General features: G+C 38.0%; 11 protein-coding genes and 3 pseudogenes. 6 read left to right on the forward strand and 8 right to left on the reverse strand.

Features of this window, described 5'->3' with window-relative positions:
* The 8 genes from JCM21531_RS06025 to JCM21531_RS17635 form a co-directional block, all read right to left on the reverse strand.
* On the reverse strand, positions 1-316 hold a 316-nt coding region (locus tag JCM21531_RS06025; protein WP_038288293.1), incomplete at its 3' end, for an IS256 family transposase.
* Between the two features lie 100 nt (positions 317-416).
* Positions 417-1,772 (reverse strand): hypothetical protein, encoded by a 1,356-nt coding sequence (locus tag JCM21531_RS06030; protein ID WP_038288296.1) that lies wholly within the window; start codon positions 1,770-1,772, stop codon positions 417-419.
* A gap of 343 nt (positions 1,773-2,115) precedes the next feature.
* Positions 2,116-3,510 (reverse strand): tetratricopeptide repeat protein, encoded by a 1,395-nt coding sequence (locus JCM21531_RS06035; protein ID WP_162149304.1) that lies wholly within the window; start codon positions 3,508-3,510, stop codon positions 2,116-2,118.
* Positions 3,462-4,358, reverse strand: a complete 897-nt coding sequence (locus JCM21531_RS06040; protein ID WP_038288307.1) for a stalk domain-containing protein — start codon at positions 4,356-4,358, stop codon at positions 3,462-3,464. The genes JCM21531_RS06035 and JCM21531_RS06040 overlap by 49 nt, the downstream gene beginning before the upstream one ends.
* A gap of 40 nt (positions 4,359-4,398) precedes the next feature.
* Complete coding sequence (locus JCM21531_RS06045; protein ID WP_038288309.1) at positions 4,399-5,970, reverse strand: stalk domain-containing protein; 1,572 nt, start codon at positions 5,968-5,970, stop codon at positions 4,399-4,401.
* Between the two features lie 30 nt (positions 5,971-6,000).
* The gene (locus JCM21531_RS06050) at positions 6,001-7,089 is read right to left on the reverse strand and encodes a hypothetical protein (RefSeq protein ID WP_038288316.1); all 1,089 of its coding nucleotides are present in this window, start codon (positions 7,087-7,089) and stop codon (positions 6,001-6,003) included.
* A gap of 245 nt (positions 7,090-7,334) precedes the next feature.
* Positions 7,335-9,683: a Kelch repeat-containing protein gene (locus JCM21531_RS17630; protein ID WP_054847022.1), complete on the reverse strand. Its 2,349-nt coding sequence runs from the start codon at positions 9,681-9,683 to the stop codon at positions 7,335-7,337.
* Complete coding sequence (locus tag JCM21531_RS17635; RefSeq protein ID WP_054847023.1) at positions 9,680-12,199, reverse strand: S8 family serine peptidase; 2,520 nt, start codon at positions 12,197-12,199, stop codon at positions 9,680-9,682. The genes JCM21531_RS17630 and JCM21531_RS17635 overlap by 4 nt, the downstream gene beginning before the upstream one ends.
* 298 nt (positions 12,200-12,497) lie before the next feature.
* On the opposite strand from JCM21531_RS17635, the pseudogene JCM21531_RS06065 reads away from it, so the two are divergent.
* From JCM21531_RS06065 to JCM21531_RS06085, 6 genes and pseudogenes are all read left to right on the forward strand, one after another.
* Positions 12,498-13,684 (forward strand): annotated as a pseudogene (locus JCM21531_RS06065) (Na/Pi cotransporter family protein); the annotation flags it as partial.
* A gap of 129 nt (positions 13,685-13,813) precedes the next feature.
* Entirely contained in the window at positions 13,814-14,173 is a 360-nt protein-coding gene (locus tag JCM21531_RS20910) for a PhoU domain-containing protein (protein ID WP_243467313.1), read from the forward strand.
* 356 nt (positions 14,174-14,529) lie between these two features.
* A pseudogene (locus JCM21531_RS06070) lies at positions 14,530-16,304 on the forward strand (glycosyl hydrolase).
* A 435-nt stretch (positions 16,305-16,739) separates the two neighbouring features.
* Positions 16,740-18,587: a glycoside hydrolase family 9 protein gene (locus tag JCM21531_RS06075; protein ID WP_038288320.1), complete on the forward strand. Its 1,848-nt coding sequence runs from the start codon at positions 16,740-16,742 to the stop codon at positions 18,585-18,587.
* A gap of 263 nt (positions 18,588-18,850) precedes the next feature.
* A pseudogene (locus JCM21531_RS06080) lies at positions 18,851-19,545 on the forward strand (response regulator transcription factor).
* A complete protein-coding gene (locus tag JCM21531_RS06085; RefSeq protein WP_038288323.1) occupies positions 19,520-21,550 on the forward strand; it encodes a sensor histidine kinase in 2,031 nt (676 codons plus the stop codon). The pseudogene JCM21531_RS06080 and the gene JCM21531_RS06085 overlap by 26 nt, the downstream one beginning before the upstream one ends.
* The last annotated feature ends 200 nt before the right edge of the window (positions 21,551-21,750 follow it).

Here is a 21,750-nt window from a genome sequence, read left to right on the forward strand (position 1 = left end):
TTCCGGAAACATTCCTCTGATACTTAGGTATAATTTGGGGTTTAAACTCTCCTTTGCGATCCCTTGGTACTTGGATTTCAACTTCTCCAAATTCACTTTTTATGGTCTTTGGTGAATATCCGTTTCGGCTATTATCTGTATTTTTGTTTTCTACATCATCTTTTGCATATCCCAATTTAGCTTCAAGTTCTGCTTCAAGAAGTTCTTGAATAATGTCCTTAAAGATATCTCTTAGGTATGCACTTACATCGGCAACACTTTGGAAATTATTGGCCTTAATTATTTCTTTCACTTGCTCTTTTGATAATGTTGACATAAAAAATCTCCTCCTTGGATATTATTTTGTAATTCTTGCCAAGAAGGAGTCTTTTCATTCTCTTATACACAAAATTTTCAACATTCTCTTTTATACTTCGTTACTCATCGTATATGCCATATATAGACAGGTATTTTTCCTCTTCTTTTGACATTTTAAGCTCTTTCTTTGCTGCTTCTACTACTTCATCGGTAACAGTGTCTTCCGCCTCTCTTTGTATTACAACATTTTCATTAACACTCTTAACGTTTTCAAGCCAATAATATATGTTCTTGATTTTTTCCTTGTTTTTTAACTTTATCTCTACTGATCTACTGCCCTCGGTTACCCATTTTTTATCTTCCGGCTTTAAATATATTGAGGTTAAACGTTTATCTTCCTTCAATTTCTTACCATTTTCCAATTCCACCTCAATATAGTAATTCAATTCCTTATCGCTGTATATGAGTTTGTTCTTTATTCTTTTTATATAACCAAGCTCATATTTCGGAGTTGGCTTTATATCGAAAAAACCGGCCTTATATATATATTGGTTGTCTATATAGGTATATGTGGTAAAGGAAAAAAATAGTAGCGCTAAACATATAATTAATGTAGTTATTTCTCCCTTTATACCTTTATTTTTATATGAAGCAAGATGCTGAACAATCTTTGATATATTAAACATAAAAGTCGGTAATAGTTTGAATAATATCTTTTTTACAATAATTCCATATATACTTGCCGATATGAACACAATTAGGATTAATTCAAAAACCATATTAAGAATCGGGCTGCTAAACATTACATACTCTTTATTTTTCAACAGAACATCTTGCTTGAAAAATATATCTATAAGCCCCGGAGCACCCATTGATAATATAAAATATCCATATGCAAATATATACCAAACTATATTTTTATACTTAAAACTCCTTGCCAAGTTATCAATACGCTGTGGTGTATTATAATCCTCAAAGGTTTGCTTATAGGCATTTGCTTTGTCTTTTTCAACAAAACTGTTTATAATCATATATATATCTTCTTTTTCTTCCGGAAGCATATCTTCATCAAGCCATGTATGGAATATTATTAACTTTTCGTTTACTTCTATAAAATAAAATTCAATTGATGTTTTTCTACCTTCCACACTAGCTTTATCAGCACTATAAGCATTTATGCGCACTGATTCCCATTTAACGCATTCCGGAGGTAATTTTGCTTTTACTACTTCGTTGAAATACCAATCAATATGTCCCATTTTTAAATCTTCAACATTATTATCATTGATATTAATCAAATAAAGATCAACTACTTTGCCACCGTGTTTAAATCCGAAAATTTTTTTATGAGGGTTGGAAACTGAAAAATACCCTTTAAGCATTATTTGAAATTCTTCGACTTCTAGCATATATGCCAAGTTTTGCTTGACATAAATCTCTTCATCAGCATATCGGCTGTCTTCAATTATGTTCATAACTATAAATCACCTCACACAGTAAATTATATCAGAAAAAGTTTATTTGCAAAATTATATCTTAAAAAAAGTGGAGGTAAGCTGAACGGAATGACAGAATACGGCCTATGGGCGGGAAACTAAATAAGCTATATAGCTTCAGAAGATGTAAGCAGCAAAATGCTGTTACTCTTCTGAAGCTTTTTTTTGGCCTCTTGGAATGAAATGAAAGAGGCAAAAGAGAAGGGACTCCATGTCCCGAGCTTTTATTGTCTACATATTTTTCAAAAACAGCAATATTAAGAACCGTGTCAAAATAATCTTTAAGTCCGTCCCCATAAGTAAACTTGGCTATTTTATCATGCTATTCTAATACCAATTTCTTTTTATTTTCTATCATTTTATATTTTTCAGGAAAATCTTTAGCTGTATAGAACTTCATAGCTTCATCATAACATGCTGCTGCCAGTTTTTTATTTTCTTTTGAGTTTTCCACCTTTGACAGGGAAACATAGGCATCACCGAGTTTTATATGGATACCGGCATAGGATGAGGGATCATTATCAATGGTATAATACTTTAAAGAATCTTTATATGAGTTTATGCTTTTTAGTATATTTTCCTTTGCCTCACCCAGATTTGCTTTAACAAAGTAGGCCTCACCGAGGACTTCCTTCATATTTGCAAAATAATTCGGTGAAGCTTCAAGGGTAAATACAGTGAGGGCGGTCTCACATGCTTTGATAGCCTTGTCTATGTTTTCCGACGGCTCAATATCCAATCTGGCAAGTTTTATTCGTGCAGATGCAATGCATCCCTGAACATATGAAAAGTAAACGGGATCGACTTCCAGGTTATATATCATCAAAGCTTTTTCAAAACATGTTAATGCCTTATTTAAGTACTCTTCGGACTCACTGAAATTGCTCATGGCCATATATGTTTTTCCCAGCTCAATATTTATAATTACATAATCATCAGGGTATTTTTCCAGTGTAAAAATCTTGAAAGCATTTTCAAATGATTTTATTGCCTTGGCATAATATTCTTCCTGGCCATTTAAATTCGCTATAATGTTGTAGCAACCTCCCAGGTAATATTGAAGGTTTGCGTAAAACAGCGGATATTGTTCAATTGTATACACCTTTTGCGCCTCATTTAGAGCCTCAAGAGCCTTGTTTGCAAATTCCACCTCATTTGTGAGATGGGCCATCTGAATATGCAATATCGCAAACTGTACTTTTACATATGCATAATTCGACGGAGACGTATCAAGGTCGCAAAATTTCAAAGATTCCTCAAATGCGGCAACGCCTGCTTCAAAGGATTCTTTTGAAGGGTCAAAGTTCATAAAGCTTTGATAAACAATACCTATATAGCATTGAATCCTCACATATTTACTGGGGTCGACTTTTTCATCTATGCATTCTAAAGCGCCCTGAAACGCTTCAAAAGACATGTTAAGATATTGTATGTCATTGCTGCTGCTGAAAATGCGCAAATAAATAACACCTTGAATTTCCTTGGCATCTGCATATTCTTTGGGATTTGCTTCAGGCTTGAATATGCTTAGCGCTTCTTCGCAGGATTCTAAGGCCAGTATAAGATTCGCTCCCGGCTCTTTCACATGAGCCAACGTATAATGGGAAAATGCCTTGTGAATATGAGTATATGCATACTCGTAAGGCTCCTTCTCTTTGTCATATAATTTCAAGGCTTCATCCATTGCAGCCAGGGCCTTGGAGGTATTGATTTCCAAATCCCTAACATTTGCATAAATAGAATAGGCCTTCCAATGCCTTTATACGCACCGGCTATATACGAAGAATACTTTTCATCTTTTATATTTGCCAATACTTCTTCAAAAATAGATATTGCTTTTAAAGCATTTTCATCTTTATTGATAAGGCAAGATAAAGAGAGATAGGCATTTGCCATATTGTTCATTGTATGAGCATACTCTTCGGGATTTTTTTCGCTGGAAATATTTTTTAAAATCTGTTCATAGCTTTTTATGGAACCCCAATAATTGTAATTCTCTAAAAGGTTGTCTGCAGCTTCGATTTCATCTTTATAATTTCCCTTATTATATCTTCTGACTACACTTACAATTACGTTATTTCCGGCAACGAGAAAATTATTTTCACCGGACACGGAAACAGACGCTCCGTTTTCACTTGTAAAGTAAACGGTTTTTTCCTCTTCTTTAAGATTCACATTGACATTCAGACCCTGGCAGATTGCTTCGGATGCTACGTATATTCTTCCGCTAATAATTAATGAGGGGGCCGAAAGAGTCAATATTTCATCATTAATTTGTGCGGTTTTGCTGCCCACACTTATTAAAACCTTTTTGCCGGCTTTTATGCATGAAGCTCTTCTGTTGACAGCATCCCATTGCACGTCAAATCCGAAAATCTCATATATCTCTCTTAGAGGCAATAACAAGTTCCCATTGTCGATTAGAGGTGCCATGGTAAACTGCACAGGTTGTCCGTTTATTTTTACATTATATTCATTTGACGCTTCTGCTCCCTGTACGGAAATTATGAGAGTCAGGGATATGAAAAAAACATAAAGCAATAAAAATAATTTTTTTGTATTCATTTCTATTCATCAACTTCCTTACTTATATATTTTGATTATTTTAAGTCTTTCGATTCTTCAATTGCCAAGATGGTTTGAGTGTAGTACTTTGGATAATCCGGGGGATTAAAAACTTTAAGGCTGTTTTCATATGCCGATTTAGCTTCAGAAAGATACTTGTCAGTATTGTAAAGCTTTGCAAAAGTAGTTTCAAATTTCCAAGCTCATAGTTTGCCACAGCATAAGGGAATGGATGGCGTTCTGCCGAATAAAACTCAATAGCCTCTTCATATTCTTTTTCTGCCATGGTTAGATACTCAACATTTCCGAATCTTTCATAATAGCTAGTATAGATTTTTCCCAGACACTCATGAACCTTTGCGTAATTTAATGGGTAGCTTTCGGCAGTCCATACCTTTAATGCCTTATTAAAATTGTCTATTCCTTTTATGTCAGCTTCTTCAAAGTTATTTACATAATTATTGCATTCCTCTTCCAAAGGGCACAACTCTTCGAGAATGTTATTGATTATGCCTAGGTGAAACTGAATAGCTGCATAATATGAAGGATTTGTGTCCGAAGAATTCAAATCCGGCGGCTTTAAAAATACGTCTTTTGCATCAACGAAACACTCTTTTGCAAGATTGGGCATTCCCAAATCATAATAAGTTTTCCCCAGATTATATTGAATCAAAGCATAATCCGTATCGGAGCGGGAAAGGGGATAATACTGAAGTGCTTCTTGGTAATGAATTAAAGCTTTTGCAAGGAAGATGCTGTTGCCGGTGATATCCGATAAAATCCTGTAAGCACTTCCGAGATTATTGAGTATTATACTGTAATTTGCATCATCATTATCCCTGTAATAACCTATAGCTTCGTGATAGTAACCGATTGCACAAAGAATATTGCTTTTTGTGTCCTTGGACTCGGAAAGCTTGCTGTATGCATTTGCAAGATTGCTCATTACATGAGCATAAATTTCCGGCTCTTCTTCCTTCGAGATATTGTCTAAAATTTCCTTATACTTATGCAGAGCTTCTTCTTCATTATTTGAGGCAAGAAGCCTGTCCGAATAACTTATCATATCACTGATAGTATGAATATTATACGGCTCGAAGATGTTAACAATTAAGCTGTCTCCGACTATAACAATATTGCTGCTGCCGTTTACGGTAATGCTTGTTGTATCCTTATCCGAAGTGATAATTATGTTATCTTTTTTATTCCATCGGACTTTTAGACCAAACTCCTCTGTAATGAATCTTTGCGGCACATAGCTTTTGCTGTCCAAAATCGTTAAAGGTCCGCTCATAATATAATACCTGTCGTCAATATCAACTTTTTCACTGTCTGCTTTAAAACGAATAACCCGGGTTCCATTCGTACAGACAACGGTTTTTACTTTTCCATCCCAGCTGACTTCCCATCCTAGAGCTTCAAAAATATTTCTTAAAGGAATGTATATAATTCCGTTTATATTCTCGGGACGGGCATTTTCTATATTGAGACTTTCGGTAGAAAGTCGTATATCTTTGGCAATAACTTTCCGGTTGCTTTGCAGAAAACAAAAACACATTACCAAAAATGTAAATATAATTAAAACTGTAAACTTTCTTACTATATTTTTCATATGTACCACCGGTTTTAACTTCTTAGAAATTTACTCAGCTTCAATACTGACAGCGTTCTGCTCTCCTACTACCAAATTCAGGTTTTCTCCGCTGATTTGAATATTGAAGTTGTTCCAACTGTTGATTTGTGTATTGTTTGTTGTATTTTGCTCATAAGTTTCAGTTATGTTGTTTGTCGTATTGTGCTCATGACTTTCGTTTATATTGTTTGTTATCGTATTTTGTTCATAGCTTTTGACCATACTGTTTGCCTGATTGTCGGTTGTAAGAATTTCTTTCTCTTTGATTTCTTCCTCACTTGCAACATCCAAAGTATCAACTTCTTTTGACTCAGGAATAGGCGAAGATTCAGGAAGAGGAGAGGAAACATCAAAGTTTTCATCTTCAACCGGTGTATCATATTCGTTGCTTTCTTCCGTATCTGAGATATCCGAATTATACAAAGCATTATCTTTTGAGGCAGAAGTTGCCGAATTGTTTTTTTGCATGCTTCCGGAAAAAGCAATTATTATTGTACCTGAAATTATCCAAACCAATAGGATTCCTAAAGCAGTACTGCTTTTAAAAAAGTTTGCAACCTTTAATGTTTTCTTTTTAGGAGTGAGGTTTAATACTCCGTTAAACTTTATTCCAGGACTGTTTGCCAGTTTTTGAAGATTTATATCGCTTCCTTCCGGAAGAACAAAATCAAGCTTTACTGTACCGGAATAAGCTTCTTTTTTCTCTGACGGATTTTCTTTTTTTATAATCCTCTTGCTTTTTTCTTCACATTCCGGTTCATATTCCGGCATTGCAACACTTATGGCCTCTTTTAAGAACTCACTGAAATCTTTGGTGTCTAAAATAATTTCTTTAATCTTGTTTTTAATTGGTGCTTTTTTGAGTAATTCCTCAATGTTATCCCTTATTAATTCTTTTTGGGAAGATGTCGCTTCGTTTTCAACAAATTCAACAATTTTGATAATATCGTCATTTCTGGGATATATCACGTTGTTTCTCCATTTCGATATTATGGATACGTCTTTTAGCAAATATTGATCTGCAAGGATTCTGGCATTTTTCTTTGTATATTTGAAAATGATCTGCAGCAGTGTTTTCATATCATAAATGTCATACATTGCAATCTCCCCCTTTTTAATTAATTATTCGTTTGCTGAGAAAAAATATTGACGCTCAAGTTTCTATTTCTTATTCAGATTTTATTTACGGATATTATACACTATATAAAATATAAATTCATTAAAAACATAATGTTTTTTGCATGATTTTTTGGAAACCTGCTAAAAAAGTAAGGCTGGAGCACTTTACTCCAGCCTTAAGTCTGTATAATCTAGAACTATCAAGAAATAAAATAACTTTTATGTTACTCTTTCTGTGCAGGAAACTCAAGAGTACGTCCAAGCATGTAACTTCTGAGATATGCTAAATCAATAGAATTTACATCTCCGGATGCATCCACATCTCCGCTAATTGCCCAGTAATAGCCCGGAAGGTTTTTAATTTTTCCTGTAAGGTAGCTGTTTACAAGGGCAAAATCGATGGAATCGCATATACCGTCACCGTTTACATCTCCATATATAAAGATGTCAACAACTCCATTGACAAGGTCCAATCCTGTATATTCATGAGAACTTGTGCCATATATTTTGGTTTTGTCTTTTTTAAAGCTTAAAGCACTGCTTTTTACAGTGTCTACGCTGCTTAAGACATCAAATTCAATGTTTGCCAGTATTCCGTTACTGCTTATTGCCTGTTGTGTTCCGTTATAACAGATGTTTACCATACCGAGAGTATTATCAACATTGAAGGAGAAAGCATTGCTGTCGGCTGTGACATTTCCGAAAGTTACATTAGTCACCGAAAGGGTGGACGGATCATACTCAAGGGTTATTTCTGCTTTATATATTCCTGTTACAGGCACATTGGATATTGTCAGAGGAAGAGTCTTTGTTCCCGCTTTTGATTCCATTATGCCACTTCCCATGTTAAGAGCTATGATGTTTTCCTCTGAAGGTGAATAGGAATATACGGTATCGATTATATCAATGTAAAGGAGACGGTCCAGCATTCCTCCCATAGTATATATTTTGCTTCCGTCAAATACCGAGCAGTTCCTTGTCATGGCTGAAGGAAGTTCTTTCTTTTTTGTCCATGCATCGTCGTAAGGAGCATATTCATAAACGGTGCTTAAATCCTTTGAAGATGAATCGGACCCGCCAATTATGTATATTTTGTTGTTAACAACAGCGGTGGAAAATTGCATATTTCCTTCAGGTATTGGGCCTTTGGCAGTCCAGGTGTTTGTCAGCGGATTATACTCATAGACGGAATCCAGCACTCCCGTTTCGTTGTATCCGCCTATTGCGTATATCTTGCCGTTTACGGCATTAAGGCCGTGATAAGCCATTGGAACCGGCAGTGAAGCTACTGTAGACCAACTGTTGCTAGCCGAATCATACCTGTATACTTTTTCTGAGAATTCAAAACCGTATTCATTTTGCCGTTGTCGCTTGCCGCCGGCAACATACAGGTATCCGTTTAAGGAAACGGCTCTATGTCCGGCAAGACCTTGAGGCATATTTGCCTTTTTAGTCCATGTTTTATTTACAGGATCGTATACTTCAAGCATGTTGGAATAAGACTTACCTGTGAGGCTGAAAGGATCTCCGCCACATACATAAATTTTGCCGTCAATAACTGCAGATGCCAAATCCCTTTTTTCCTCAGCTATTTCCGGGCATGAAGACCATGTGCCTGTGGATATGTCATATTCTTCAACGGTTTTTAAAGTTTGATAGTAAATGTCCTGTCCTCCAATCACATATATTTTTCCATTCACAATTTCTGCAGCAAAGAAGGCATTTGCATTATTCATGGGAGACTCTCTTTTCCAGCCTTCGCTTTCAATCAGATAGAGAAGGTTACGGTTACTGCATGAAGAGTTTGCAAAACCGCCCAGGATATATATCTTTCCGTCTTGCACGGCAGAAGCGTGCCCGTAAATATTTGAAGGCAACTGGGCTGCTTTAGTTTCCGAACAGGTTAGAGGATCATATTTTATGATTTGATTTGAATTTAATCCGCCTATGATATAGAGTTTGCCGTTTGCTTCGCACATGCTAAAGTCGCTGATACAGCTGCTAAGTTCATTTTTTGCCGTCCATCTTCCGGTTGAAGGATCATATTCTTCCACTGATTTTAGATTGTCGGTACCACATATTCCACCCATAACAATTATTTTACCGTTTACAACTCCTGCGCTGAAGTTGCTTCTGGCTGTCGGCATATCATCTATATCAGTCCAAGTATCGGTATTGGGGTCATATACTTCAACGCCTCTTTCTGTAGTTCCGTTATATCCGCCCATTACGTAAATTTTGCCTCCGGTAAAGGCAATACCGAAATTGCTTCTCGGGGTTTTCATACTGGTCTTTGTAGTCCAACTGTCATTAACAGGATCATATTCCTCGACTGTTTTTAGATAGGAGTTGCCGTCAAATCCTCCAATCGCATAAATTTTTCCGTTATCGGCTTCAATGACTCCAACTCCGTTTCTTTTTACGGACATGGGAGCTTTCTGTGTCCAGGTGTTTGTGCCGGGGTCAAACTCTTCCACGGTGTTTAAGTAATGAGTTCCGTTTGTTCCACCTAGCACGTAGATTTTACCGTTTTTCGATGCTAACGCTCCAAAGTACATTCTTTCACTGTTCATGAATTTCTATAGGAAATTCCTATATCAGGTGTTACAAACTCCAAGATGTTGCTGGAATTGCTGGTGTTGAAATCTGTTTTTGCCCTGATGAAAAATTTGTACTTTGTATTCGGTACGAGGTTTGTAATTGTGTAGGTATTTGAATCTGTAGAGTCAAAATAAATATCATTCATATATATGTCGTAGTAAGTTGCATCAAAAACAGGGTCCCATGTCAATTTGACCCCATCATCGGCCCAGATAGTGGTAAGAAAAGGTGTATCCAGCATTGTCGAATATGTAAATGTAGAACTCCAAACGCTGTCCGTTGTAGCGCTCTTTACCCGGACTTTGTATTGGTGTTCTGAGTTGGGCGCAAGGCTGCTATGGGTGTAACTTGTTCCGGAAACGTTCACAATATTTGCACCGTCCACTTCAACATCATAACTTATTGCTCCGGGGACAGGATTCCAGCTGATAGTTATGGAGTCTGTTGTTGATGTAGCTTTTATGGTTTTCGGTGTGGTGAGAAAGCCGGATGAGGTGACTAGTGCAAAGGGCTGTGGACCATGCGATACCGAATGCCCCAGTACTTCTATTGTGTAATCGCCTATAGCAGGGTTGTTGATTATTACATTTTCTACATTGTTTGCTCTGTCGAAATCAGAGTCGTAAGGAACGGTAAAATCATTTCCGTAATATGTTACGCTGCCGTTTGGAGACGTAACTTTTAAGTCTAGATCGTTTACAAGTGTGGCAGCATTTTGTACGGCTGCAGGATAGTCCGACCAAACCAAGGTGATTTTTAATGGGGTATCGGTTCTTGTGCACGATATGGTGTAAGTAGATTTTTCATTTTGTGACAAGGAATCGGTGTCATTTATAATTTGAGTTCCAAACATCGAATTATACAGGCTTATTTTTCCCCAGCCCTTGTCTTGACTATAACCTTCATCGTCCAAAGCACCGTTAATGACTAAAGCCTTCAGGAGAGCAGCACTTGGCGTAATATTATAATTTTTCATGATGTATTCCCGGATTACCGCAACAGACCCGGAAGCAATGGGAGTTGCCATAGACGTACCGTTCATAAAATGATAATTTGAGTTGCCGGGATAGATTTGGCGGGTCTGCAGTAGTTCGGGGAATATTAAAGACGACATTGTTGAAGCAATATATGTACCCGGTGCCACAACATCAGGTTTGATTCTTCCGTCCTGGCATCCCCGGCTTGAGAAAAAAGCTGTTTCACCAGGGTCATCGGCGATGTTTTGACCGTAAAGCAAATTCGTATAGGGTCTGAAATTTTCCGTTGCACCGACAGTAAGACAGTTCTTTGCCGTAGCCGGTGATCCTACGGTACATTCATCCGGTCCGTTATTTCCGGCAGATACTACTACAAGCATATCTTTATGGGACCAGACAAAGCTGTCCAAATCGGCGCTGTCCGAGGCATAGGTGCCTTGGGAGTTTTTCCCCCAGGAGTTATTGTGAATTCTTACTCCATTATCATAAGCTTCTTGTAATAAGCTATAAAAAGAATTCATACGGATTGAGCCGTCATAAGCGCCTATTTTTTGAATAAAAAGGTTTGCTTTGGGAGCCATACCCTTTATCTTTCCATTGGACATTTCTCCGCTGCCGGCAATGGATCCTGCAACATGGGTGCCGTGTCCATTCTCGTCAAATCCGGTATTATTTACCCAGTCAATTATTTTGAGTACTCTTTCCTTGAAATCTTTATGAATTGTGCCGTATTTGATGCCTTGGATTCCGTTGTCAAGTCCGGTATCGGCAATTCCTACAATTTGCCCTTCTCCTTCATATCCGAAAGTAGAAGCTATTTCGGATTGTATAATGCCTGAAGCTTTATCGTTAAGGATCTTGTACTCAGGTACTTCCTCTATGAATTTGACGGATTTCAGTTGGGCTAGTTCTTCAATTTTATCTGCCGGTATTTTTGCATAAATGTTGTTCCCGTTGAAGTATACACCGGAAGAACCCAAGTTTTCAATTTCACCGGCCAGATTGTTGTCATCAAATCCAAAAGTGCTTATTCTGACCTCCAATTCCAAAGGGGCGGTATCAATTCCTGTTAGTGATTTTATGCCCTTTTTTCCTGAGATTTTTGACTTTAATGCGGGATCAATCTTGTATTCGTTTTCGTATACGAGAACATCTACAACGTGGGTAATGTCTCTTACCTTTTCTGCAGTATCGGATGTCATGTAGCAAAGATACGAATATTCAGGTGTGTAATCTATAAATTTTACACCAAGTTCCATTACGTCATTCTTCATTTCATCGGTTATAGGTCCGTTGAAAGATACAATATAGGGTTTTTCCTCATTTGAAGAATATCTTTTTGACATCAGCATGAGAGACCTTTTGCGCGGCTCCAATGTTGCGGCTTTCAGATGAATTTTTTGGCCTATGCCTGAGGTATTATCTGCCGCTGAGACATTTATGCCTGTAAAAACGGCTGATAAAACAATCAAGACCGAAAGCATATAAGCCAAAAGTTTTTTGAATTTCATAAATCAAAGCCTCCTTTGTATTTTTTAGCGATAGTTTCGGATATACATAATTTCTTGCGATTATCGATTATATACTAAAAGAGGCTTTGAGAGTATGAAAATTTGTGAAAAATTCGTGAAAAATAAGAGTGGAAGCTAAATTGCACACAATATTTAACATATATTTTACAAAGTGGCGGGTTAAAATATGATATAATTTTTTTGATTTTGATGAAAAGGGAATGGGTGAAATATGGATTTATTTAGTTTTTTAGAGCTAATAGGCGGGTTGTCGTTGTTCCTCTTTGGTATGAACATAATGGGAACAGGTCTTGAAAAAAGTGCAGGCAACAAGCTAAAGAGTTTGCTCGAGCGTTTGACATCAAACAAGCTAAACGGTTTTTTGATGGGTTTGGCTGTGACTGCATCATACAAAGCTCTTCGGCAACTACAGTTATGGTGGTGGGATTTGTAAACTCCGGCATAATGACTTTGAAGCAAGCGATACATGTTATCATGGGGGCAAATGTGGGTACAACAGTTACAGCATGGATTTTGAGCCTGACAGGGATTGAAGGCAGCAATTTTTTTGTAAAATTGCTAAAACCCTCTTCTTTTACGCCCGTGCTTGCCCTGATTGGAATTATCTATTACTTGTTTGTTAAAAATGAAAAGAAAAAAGATATTGGCTTGATATTGCTTGGATTCGCTACACTTATTTATGGTATGGAGGGCATGTCGGCAGCGGTTCGGCCGTTGGGAGAAATAGAAGAGTTTCGCAATATACTGTTGATTTTCTCGAACCCTGTACTGGGAGTGCTGCTTGGTGCTCTTGTGACAAGTATAATCCAAAGCTCATCTGCCTCAGTGGGTATTTTGCAGGCCTTGTCTGCTACGGGGCATGTTACAATGGGAACAGCGATACCTATAATAATGGGACAGAATATCGGTACCTGTGTTACGGCATTAATTTCATCAGTCGGTACGAATAAAAATGCCCGTCGTGCGGCGCTGGTGCACCTCTATTTCAATCTTATAGGTACAGTGGTTTTCCTTGTGCTATTGACTATATTAAAAGCAATATTCAATTTTGCATTTCTTGATTGGACTGCAAATCATATACTCATAGCAATTGCCCATTCGATATTCAATATTTTCTGTACAGCTATGCTGCTTCCTTTTAGCGGTCTGCTTGAAAAGCTGGCATACAAGACTATAAAAGAAGACAATAAAAAGGATAAGGTGTCGCTTCTCGATCCTCGTTTGATTTCAACTCCCGCAATAGCTATCAACCGCAGCAGGGAGATTGCGAAGGAAATGGCCTATGCTTCAATGAATGCTATAAAGCAGGCAGTTGCATTGGTTAACAATTATGACGAAAAAGAAGCACAAAATGTAAAGGATGCAGAACAGCAAACAGATAGATATGAAGATGCTTTGGGGACCTATCTTGTTAAATTGTCCAGTCAGAACTTGTCGGCCCAGGACAGTACGGAATCCGCCAAACTGCTTTTTTTGATTGGTGAGTTTGAGCGTATTGCGGATTATGCATTGGAGATTGTGGATTCCGCCCGGGAGATGTATGATAAAAAAATGCAGTTTTCCGAATCGGCAAAAAGGGAGCTTGGTGTTATGATGTCAGCGGTGGAAGAAGCGGTTGAGATTGCTGTCAAGGCATTTGACAGAAATGACATTCTACTTGCAGCAAAGGTGGATCCCCTTGAAGAAGTAATTGACGAGCTTAAGAATGCGATGAAAAAGAAACATATTAAAAGATTGCAGAGCAACAAGTGTACAATTGAGATGGGATTTGTGTATTCCGATTTGATAACTGTATTGGAGCGTATATCAGACCATTGCTCCAATATTGCGGAATGTGTGATAGAAATGTCTCATGATAGCATGAATATGCACAGTTATCTGTATAAAGTAAAGCATGAGCCAATAATGAATTTCTTAAACAGTTCAAAGAGTATTCTGCGAAATATGCTATAAGCATAGATTAGCAAAATATTTCTATTGTCAGTAATTTAATAAAGTAACAAAGATGAACAAAAAGCACTTTACCTGATACTTTAAAGGAAAGTGCTTTTTACTATTACATTGTCTTATAATATAGAATGACAACATTTAGTAAAATTAATTGTAATGTAAAGAAAAATATAGTAGAATAAATATAAAGGGAAAAACGTGTTATTCCATATCTATGCGGTTCTATACATCTACACAGTTCTATATGCCGAAATGTCTATATTTCTTATTGTAGTTCTATTTTATCACATTACAATAATGTTACAACTGAATTACAATTTACATTAATAATATAACATTTTTCAGAAAGGAGAATATTTATGAGAATGAAGACTTCTATGAAAGCTTTCTTGGCAATGATGCTTGCAGTTGTCATACCTATAACATCGTGCATCTTTATGACAAATGCAGTGTCTGCGGATGGGGACAAGTATGAGTTTGAAGACGGTATCCATAACGGAGCCCAGATTTATACCGACTATGTGGGTAAAAATGAGTATGGAGATGTCTTTGACCTTACCGGAAGCACTTGCAGTTTTATTGGACAAAAGGGTACAAGCACATCGGTCAACGTTGAGGTTGACAAGGAAGGTCTTTACGAAATATTTATCTCATATGTGCAGCCTTATGACAAAATCAAAAAAGTGCAGTACCTGAATGTAAACGGTTCCAATCAGGGTGAGGTAAGCTTTCCTTTTACTCTTAAATGGAAAGAACTTTCGGCAGGGATTGTTAAGCTCAATGCCGGTACCAATAATATTGAACTTGAAGCCTACTGGGGCTACACCTATTTTGATTATCTGGTTGTCAAACCTGCGGATGAAAGCATTGTAGGACTCAAGGTTCCAAAAACATTGGTAAATCCTAACGCTACCAAAGAAGCAAAGGCACTCATGAGCTACCTTGTTGATATTTATGGCAAACACATACTTTCAGGACAGCAAGAGCTTTGCGGGTCCCATAACTATCCGGGGTCAGAGGCTGAGTTTACATATATACAGGAAAAGACTGGAAAACTGCCTGCGGTAAGAGGCTTTGACTTTATGAACTACAGAGGAAACGGTCTGATGTGGGACGACCTGTGTGCCGAGCGTGTTATCGAGTGGTACAATGAAAAAGGAGGAATACCGACAGTTTGCTGGCACTGGTTTTCACCCGGGGATATCGGAAAGAAAGCGGACAACAGTTTTTATACCGAGAGCACAACTTTCAGCATATCAAAGGCTTTAACTCCGGGAACGGAAGAAAATATTGCACTGCTCAATGATATCGATACCATGGCCAAAAAGCTAAAGCAGGTTCAAGATGCCGGGGTTCCTATACTGTTCAGACCGCTCCACGAAGCGGAAGGCGGATGGTTCTGGTGGGGAGCTGAAGGTCCGGAACCTTGTGTGAAGCTTTATAGGCTTCTCTATGACAAGTTTACCAACGAATATGGTTTGAACAATCTTATCTGGATTTGGACTTCGTATACTTATGAGACTTCAGCGGCATGGTATCCGGGGGACGATGTGGTGGATATCGTCGGTTACGACAAATACAATGCCAAGGACGGAAAGCCTAATGGAAGTGCAATTTCATCCACATTCTACACCTGGTGAAGCTCACTGGCGGCAAAAAACTGGTTGCAATGAGCGAGAATGATACAATTCCGAGAGTTTCAAATCTCATAAATGAAAGAGCCGGATGGCTGTATTTCTGCCCATGGTACGGCTGGTGGCTTACAGGAGAACAGAACAATCCTGTTGACTGGTTGATAGAAATGTATCAGAGCGATTACTGCATAACTTTGGATGAGCTTCCGGATCTAAAAGCGTATCCTATATCAGATTATGATGATCCGACGCCAAATCCGTCTCCCACAACCACAATGTGGCCGGAATTCTTATATGGGGATTTGAACGGAGACAAGAAAGTTAATTCAACCGACCTGTCCTACATGAAAAGGTATATCCTTAAAATAACTCCTTCACTTGGTCTTCCGGAGAGAGTAGCAGACCTAAATCAAGATAGCAGGGTCAACTCAACCGACTATTCCATATTGCAAAGATACTTACTTCGTATAATACCGAATCTACCCGTTGAATATCAGTGATTAAAATGGAATAAAACTTGTGATTGTTGGCCGGTGTCTTAAGATACCGGCTTCTATTTGGCCTTTTGGAGTAAAACGAAAGAGGCAAAAGTAAAGTACCCAATGCAGTGAGCTATCATTTTGAATATTCAATTAGTGAACGAAATCAATTGTATTATGAAGAAAAATATAGTAAGATATTAGTGAAAGGATAAAGTAGTATATTAAATGATTAAAATACATGAATCGGTTGCAGTAATGCTATTCCTCTAAGAAAATGAAAAATTATTATTAATTCGCCATTAATTCATTGAAAAAAACGTCTTGCTATATTCTATATCCCACAAATTAAGTCTTTACTTTATCTGTGTTTTAATTATTAGCCCAACTTTATTATATTAGGTTTGAAATAAATATTAACATAAAAAATTAAATTTTATAAGAAAGGAAAGGGATATGATGAAAAAGAAGTTTTTTTCAAAGAAAACGGCGGCTTTTTTAATCAGTCTTGCGATTACCGCTGCGGGAATTATTCCTCTCAACATTGTGAATACCGATGCTGCCGGAGAGTACAATTATGCAAAGGCATTGCAGTATTCCATGTTCTTCTATGATGCGAACATGTGTGGTACCGGTGTTGATGAGAACGGGCTTTTAGACTGGAGAGGTAACTGTCACGTTTATGATGCCAAGCTTCCGCTGGATTCTCAAAACACCAATATGTCCGATGGCTTCATCAGCAGCAACAGAAGTGTGCTTGACCCCGATGGAGACGGCAAAGTTGATGTATCAGGCGGTTTTCATGATGCCGGTGACCATGTAAAGTTTGGTCTCCCTGAGGCTTATGCAGCTTCAACAGTGGGTTGGGGTTACTATGAATTTAGAGAACAGTTCCGTGCAACGGGCCAGCATGCTCATGCTGAAATAATTTTAAGATATTTTAATGACTATTTCATGAGATCTACTTTTAGAGATGCATCCGGAAATGTTGTAGCGTTCTGTCATCAGGTAGGTGACGGTGATATCGACCATGCATTTTGGGGAGCTCCGGAAAATGACACCATGTTCAGAAGAGGTTGGTTTATTACCAAGGAAAAGCCTGGAACCGATATTATTTCGGGAACAGCAGCTTCTTTGGCAATAAACTATATGAATTTTAAAGACACAGATCCTCAATATGCCGCAAAAAGTCTTGATTATGCCAAAGCTTTGTTTGATTTTGCCGAAAAAAATCCAAAGGGAGTAGTTTCAGGTGCGGATGGTCCGAAAGGCTATTATTCTTCAAGCAAATGGGAGGATGACTACTGCTGGGCTGCTGCATGGCTCTATTTGGCAACCCAAAATGAGCATTATTTAGATGAGGTGTTTAAATATTTTGATTATTATGCTCCGCCGGGATGGATACATTGCTGGAATGACATGTGGTCAGGTACAGCATGTATTTTGGCAGAAATAGACGATTTATATGACAAAAACAGTCAGAATTTCGAAGACAGATATAAGAGGGCTTCAAATAAAAACCCGGGTGAGCAGATTGATTTCTGGAGGCCTATACAGCAATTGCTTGACAAATGGCTTCCGGGAGGGGGCATTACAATTACACCGGGCGGATATACGTTCCTCAATCAATGGGGTTCCGCAAGATACAATACTGCAGCACAGCTGATAGCTCTTGTTTATGACAAACATCATGGGGATACACCATCAAAATATGGTAATTGGGCAAGGTCGCAAATGGATTACCTGTTGGGTAAAAACCCAATAAATCGTTGTTATGTTGTGGGCTATAGCAGTAATTCAGTCAAGTACCCTCACCATAGAGCTGCTTCCGGCTTAAGTGATGCCAATGATCCTTCTCCGCATAAACATGTATTGTACGGTGCACTTGTTGGCGGACCTGATTCGGGAGATCAGCATGTAGATGTTACAAGCGATTATATATACAATGAAGTTGCTATTGACTATAACGCTGCTTTTGTGGGAGCATGTGCAGGACTGTACAGATTCTTTGGTGACTCTTCAATGCAGATAGATCCTTCAATGCCTTCACCAAATGTACCTGTGCCGACACCATCACCTACACCTACTCCTGTTACGGAGTTTGTATATGGGGATTTGAATGGTGACGGGAAAGTAAATTCCACAGACTATACTATGATGAAGAGATATTTAACGAAAAGTATTTCAGAGTTTAATACTTCCCCGGAAGCTGCTGACCTGAATAGAGACGGTAAAATAAACTCAACAGACTTCTCTATATTAAAGAGATATTTGCTCCAGAGCATACCGTCACTACCTATATAAACCAAAATAATTAAAGGGATTGAAATTTGCACTAAAAATTTTGATATTTACAAAATAAAACGGGTGGCCGTGTAGCTGCCCGTTTTTATGTGTACTTATGGATTATACATTATAGTTTATGCTTGATGTTTTTTAAAAAATAGTTTAATCTTAAGAAAATTTTAATGAATTTATGAAAGATTTTGTAAGGTTTGCCTGCTATGCTATAAATAAAAAAGGCAGGTGATATAAGATGTATGAAAAAGTAATGGGGGCCGGTACATATGGAGAAATTCAGTATTCTGGTATGCGATGATGACAAGGTATAGTGGATGCGCTGGAAATTTACTTAAAACAGGAGGGCTACGATGTTGTTAAAGCATATACGGGAAAGCAGGCGTTGAAAACCTTGGAGGAAGAAAAAATTCATCTGGTTATAATGGATGTGATGATGCCGGAATTGGATGGCCTGTCTGCAACTATAAAAATCCGGGAAGAACTGAATATCCCAATAATAATTCTGTCTGCAAAATCTGAGGATACGGACAAGATCATAGGACTTAACTTCGGTGCGGACGATTATGTGACAAAGCCGTTCAATCCATTGGAGCTTATGGCAAGAGTAAAGTCTCAGCTTCGGAGATATACTCGGCTCGGAGGCGCGGAGCGAAAAAGCGGGGTGTTGAAAAACGGAGGATTGGAGCTTGATACTGAAACAAAAGAGTTGAGGGTTGACGGAGAATTGGTGAAGCTGACGGCGACGGAATACGGTATTGTGCTGTTTCTTATGAAAAATGCGGGCAAAGTGTTTTCGATAGATCAAATATATGAAAATGTATGGAATGAACCTGCCTATTCGTCGGAAAACACTGTTGCCGTTCATATTCGGCGCATAAGGGAAAAGATAGAAATAAATCCCAAAGAACCAAAATACTTAAAGGTGGTGTGGGGCATTGGATATAAAATGGAAAGGTATTAAACGTTCGAACATGGCAAAAAGGCTTGCTTTTTTTCTTGCATGGCTGAGTTTTCTAGTTGTCTGCGGAAGCTGGGGTTTTCTAATAAAAAATGAACAGATTGTTACATGCGATAACTATTACAGTTATCCCAAGTATATATCCAATTTTAGCAGCCATGTTGCAAGCGTTGTGGATTATTATATTTGGCTGAAAGATGTAAAAAGTGAAGAGAATATTATGGATAATGAAATCGATTGGTATATGATTACCGAAGAAGGCATTAAGCTCTATAATGCAACACAAACCATTTCCAACATATTAAACTTCGGCTATTATATTAAAGACACACAAACAGGCGAAGTCATCACAAATGTAATAGATGACGAACCAATTGAATTTTTAAAGAAACAGCGGACGTATGTATATATAAACAACAGAAACGTGTATAATCAGCATCTGTATAGGGCCGATCATATAATGGAAATAATGAGAGGAACGAACTATGAAGTTTATGCTGCGGTTATAGAGCCATTGAAATCCGGAGATGAATTTTACGATGATTATATTCGATATACCAGAGTTAAATCCTGGATGATATTTGTGATAATCTCATTGATAGCATGTTCTATATTGCTGATAGGGTGCTTGGCGTACATTTTCAGCGGTACTTGGAAAGGTATTTGGCAGGAGCAAAAAGAAGAAAAAAAACCTGTGCCAATTATTGATAAAGTGTATTTGGATATACACACATTGGGAGCGGCAATTTTGACTGGTGTATGCGCATTTGTTTTTGTGAAAACCTTGGATGACTACTATTATAATGAGCCGAAAAGTATATTGGTTTTCATAGTTGTATTGAGTCTGGCGTTTATAACCTGGTTGTCCTATTCATTATCTCTGACCCGGCGGACAAAGAGAGGTAAATTGTCAGACAACATTCTCTTTATAATTATTTTAAGAAAAATTAGAGCTTTTATTAAAGATTGCTTTAACGGCAGAATTTTTAGAGCTTGGATATTACTCTTGCTTCCTGTTTATGTGGCTGTAAACGGTGTTTTGTCTGCAATAATTGTTGGAGCAATTGTAAATAACTACTACCGTCATGTAATAATAATTATAGGCTTCTCGCTGGTACTTATAAACGTATTGGCCTTTGTTTCTACTTCGAGTGCGTTAAGATCCCTTTCAACAATTATGGAAGGGACCAAGCAGATATCCCAGGGCAACCTCGATTATGAAATGAACCCTGATAAAATGTCCCCTGTGTTTGCCGCTTTCGCCGAGAACATTTGCAACATCCGGGGGGGATTGAAAAATGCGGTTGAAGAAGCGATAAAGGGAGAACGCATGAAGACGGAGCTGATAACCAATGTATCCCATGATTTAAAGACGCCGCTTACTTCTATAATAAATTATGTGGACTTGCTGAAAAGAGAAGATGTGGAAAGCAAAAAAGCAAAGGAATACATCGGTATTCTTGAAGAGAAGTCCGCAAGGCTTAGGGTACTCATTGAAGATTTGGTGGAAGCAAGCAAGGCATCCAGCGGGAATCTGTCAGTCAATTTTGAAAAAGTGGATCTTCATGAGCTGGTGTTACAGGCACAGGGAGAATATCAAGAGAAAATGGAAAAAGCAGGGCTTGATATACGAATCAGCTCGGAAGATAATAATATTTTTGTGCGGGCAGACGGAAGGCATATGTGGAGAATAATAGAAAACCTTATGTCTAATGTTTTGAAATACTCGCTGCGAGGTTCGAGGGTTTATATCAATATAACGAAAAATCAAACTGACGGAGTTCTTATCATAAAAAACATATCTGCTGTTCCATTAAATATACCGGCAGAACGATTGACGGAAAGATTTGTAAGGGGCGACGAGGCAAGAACGACGGAAGGGTCGGGGCTTGGCCTGTCTATTGCCCAAAGCTTGACCGCCTTGCAGAGAGGGAAGTTTGATATACAGATAGATGGGGACTTGTTCAAAGTAACTGTAGAAATGCCGTTATGGAAAGATTCACAATAAAAAAGGGGCATAAAACCCCTTTTTCTTATGGCGATTTCGCGATAGCAGTCTTTTAAATTCATTACCTTTCCGTATCCGTCTAAATCACCAACTATTTGCAGTGAAGGGGGCGGAGTTGGAACAGGAGTTGGTGTAGGTGAAAGTTCCGGAAGATTGGTGCCGTTGGGTTTGAAATAAACGTAGAAGGAATCTATGGCTCC

It is taken from the genome of Acetivibrio straminisolvens JCM 21531, from assembly GCF_000521465.1.
Taxonomy (GTDB): domain Bacteria; phylum Bacillota; class Clostridia; order Acetivibrionales; family Acetivibrionaceae; genus Hungateiclostridium; species Hungateiclostridium straminisolvens.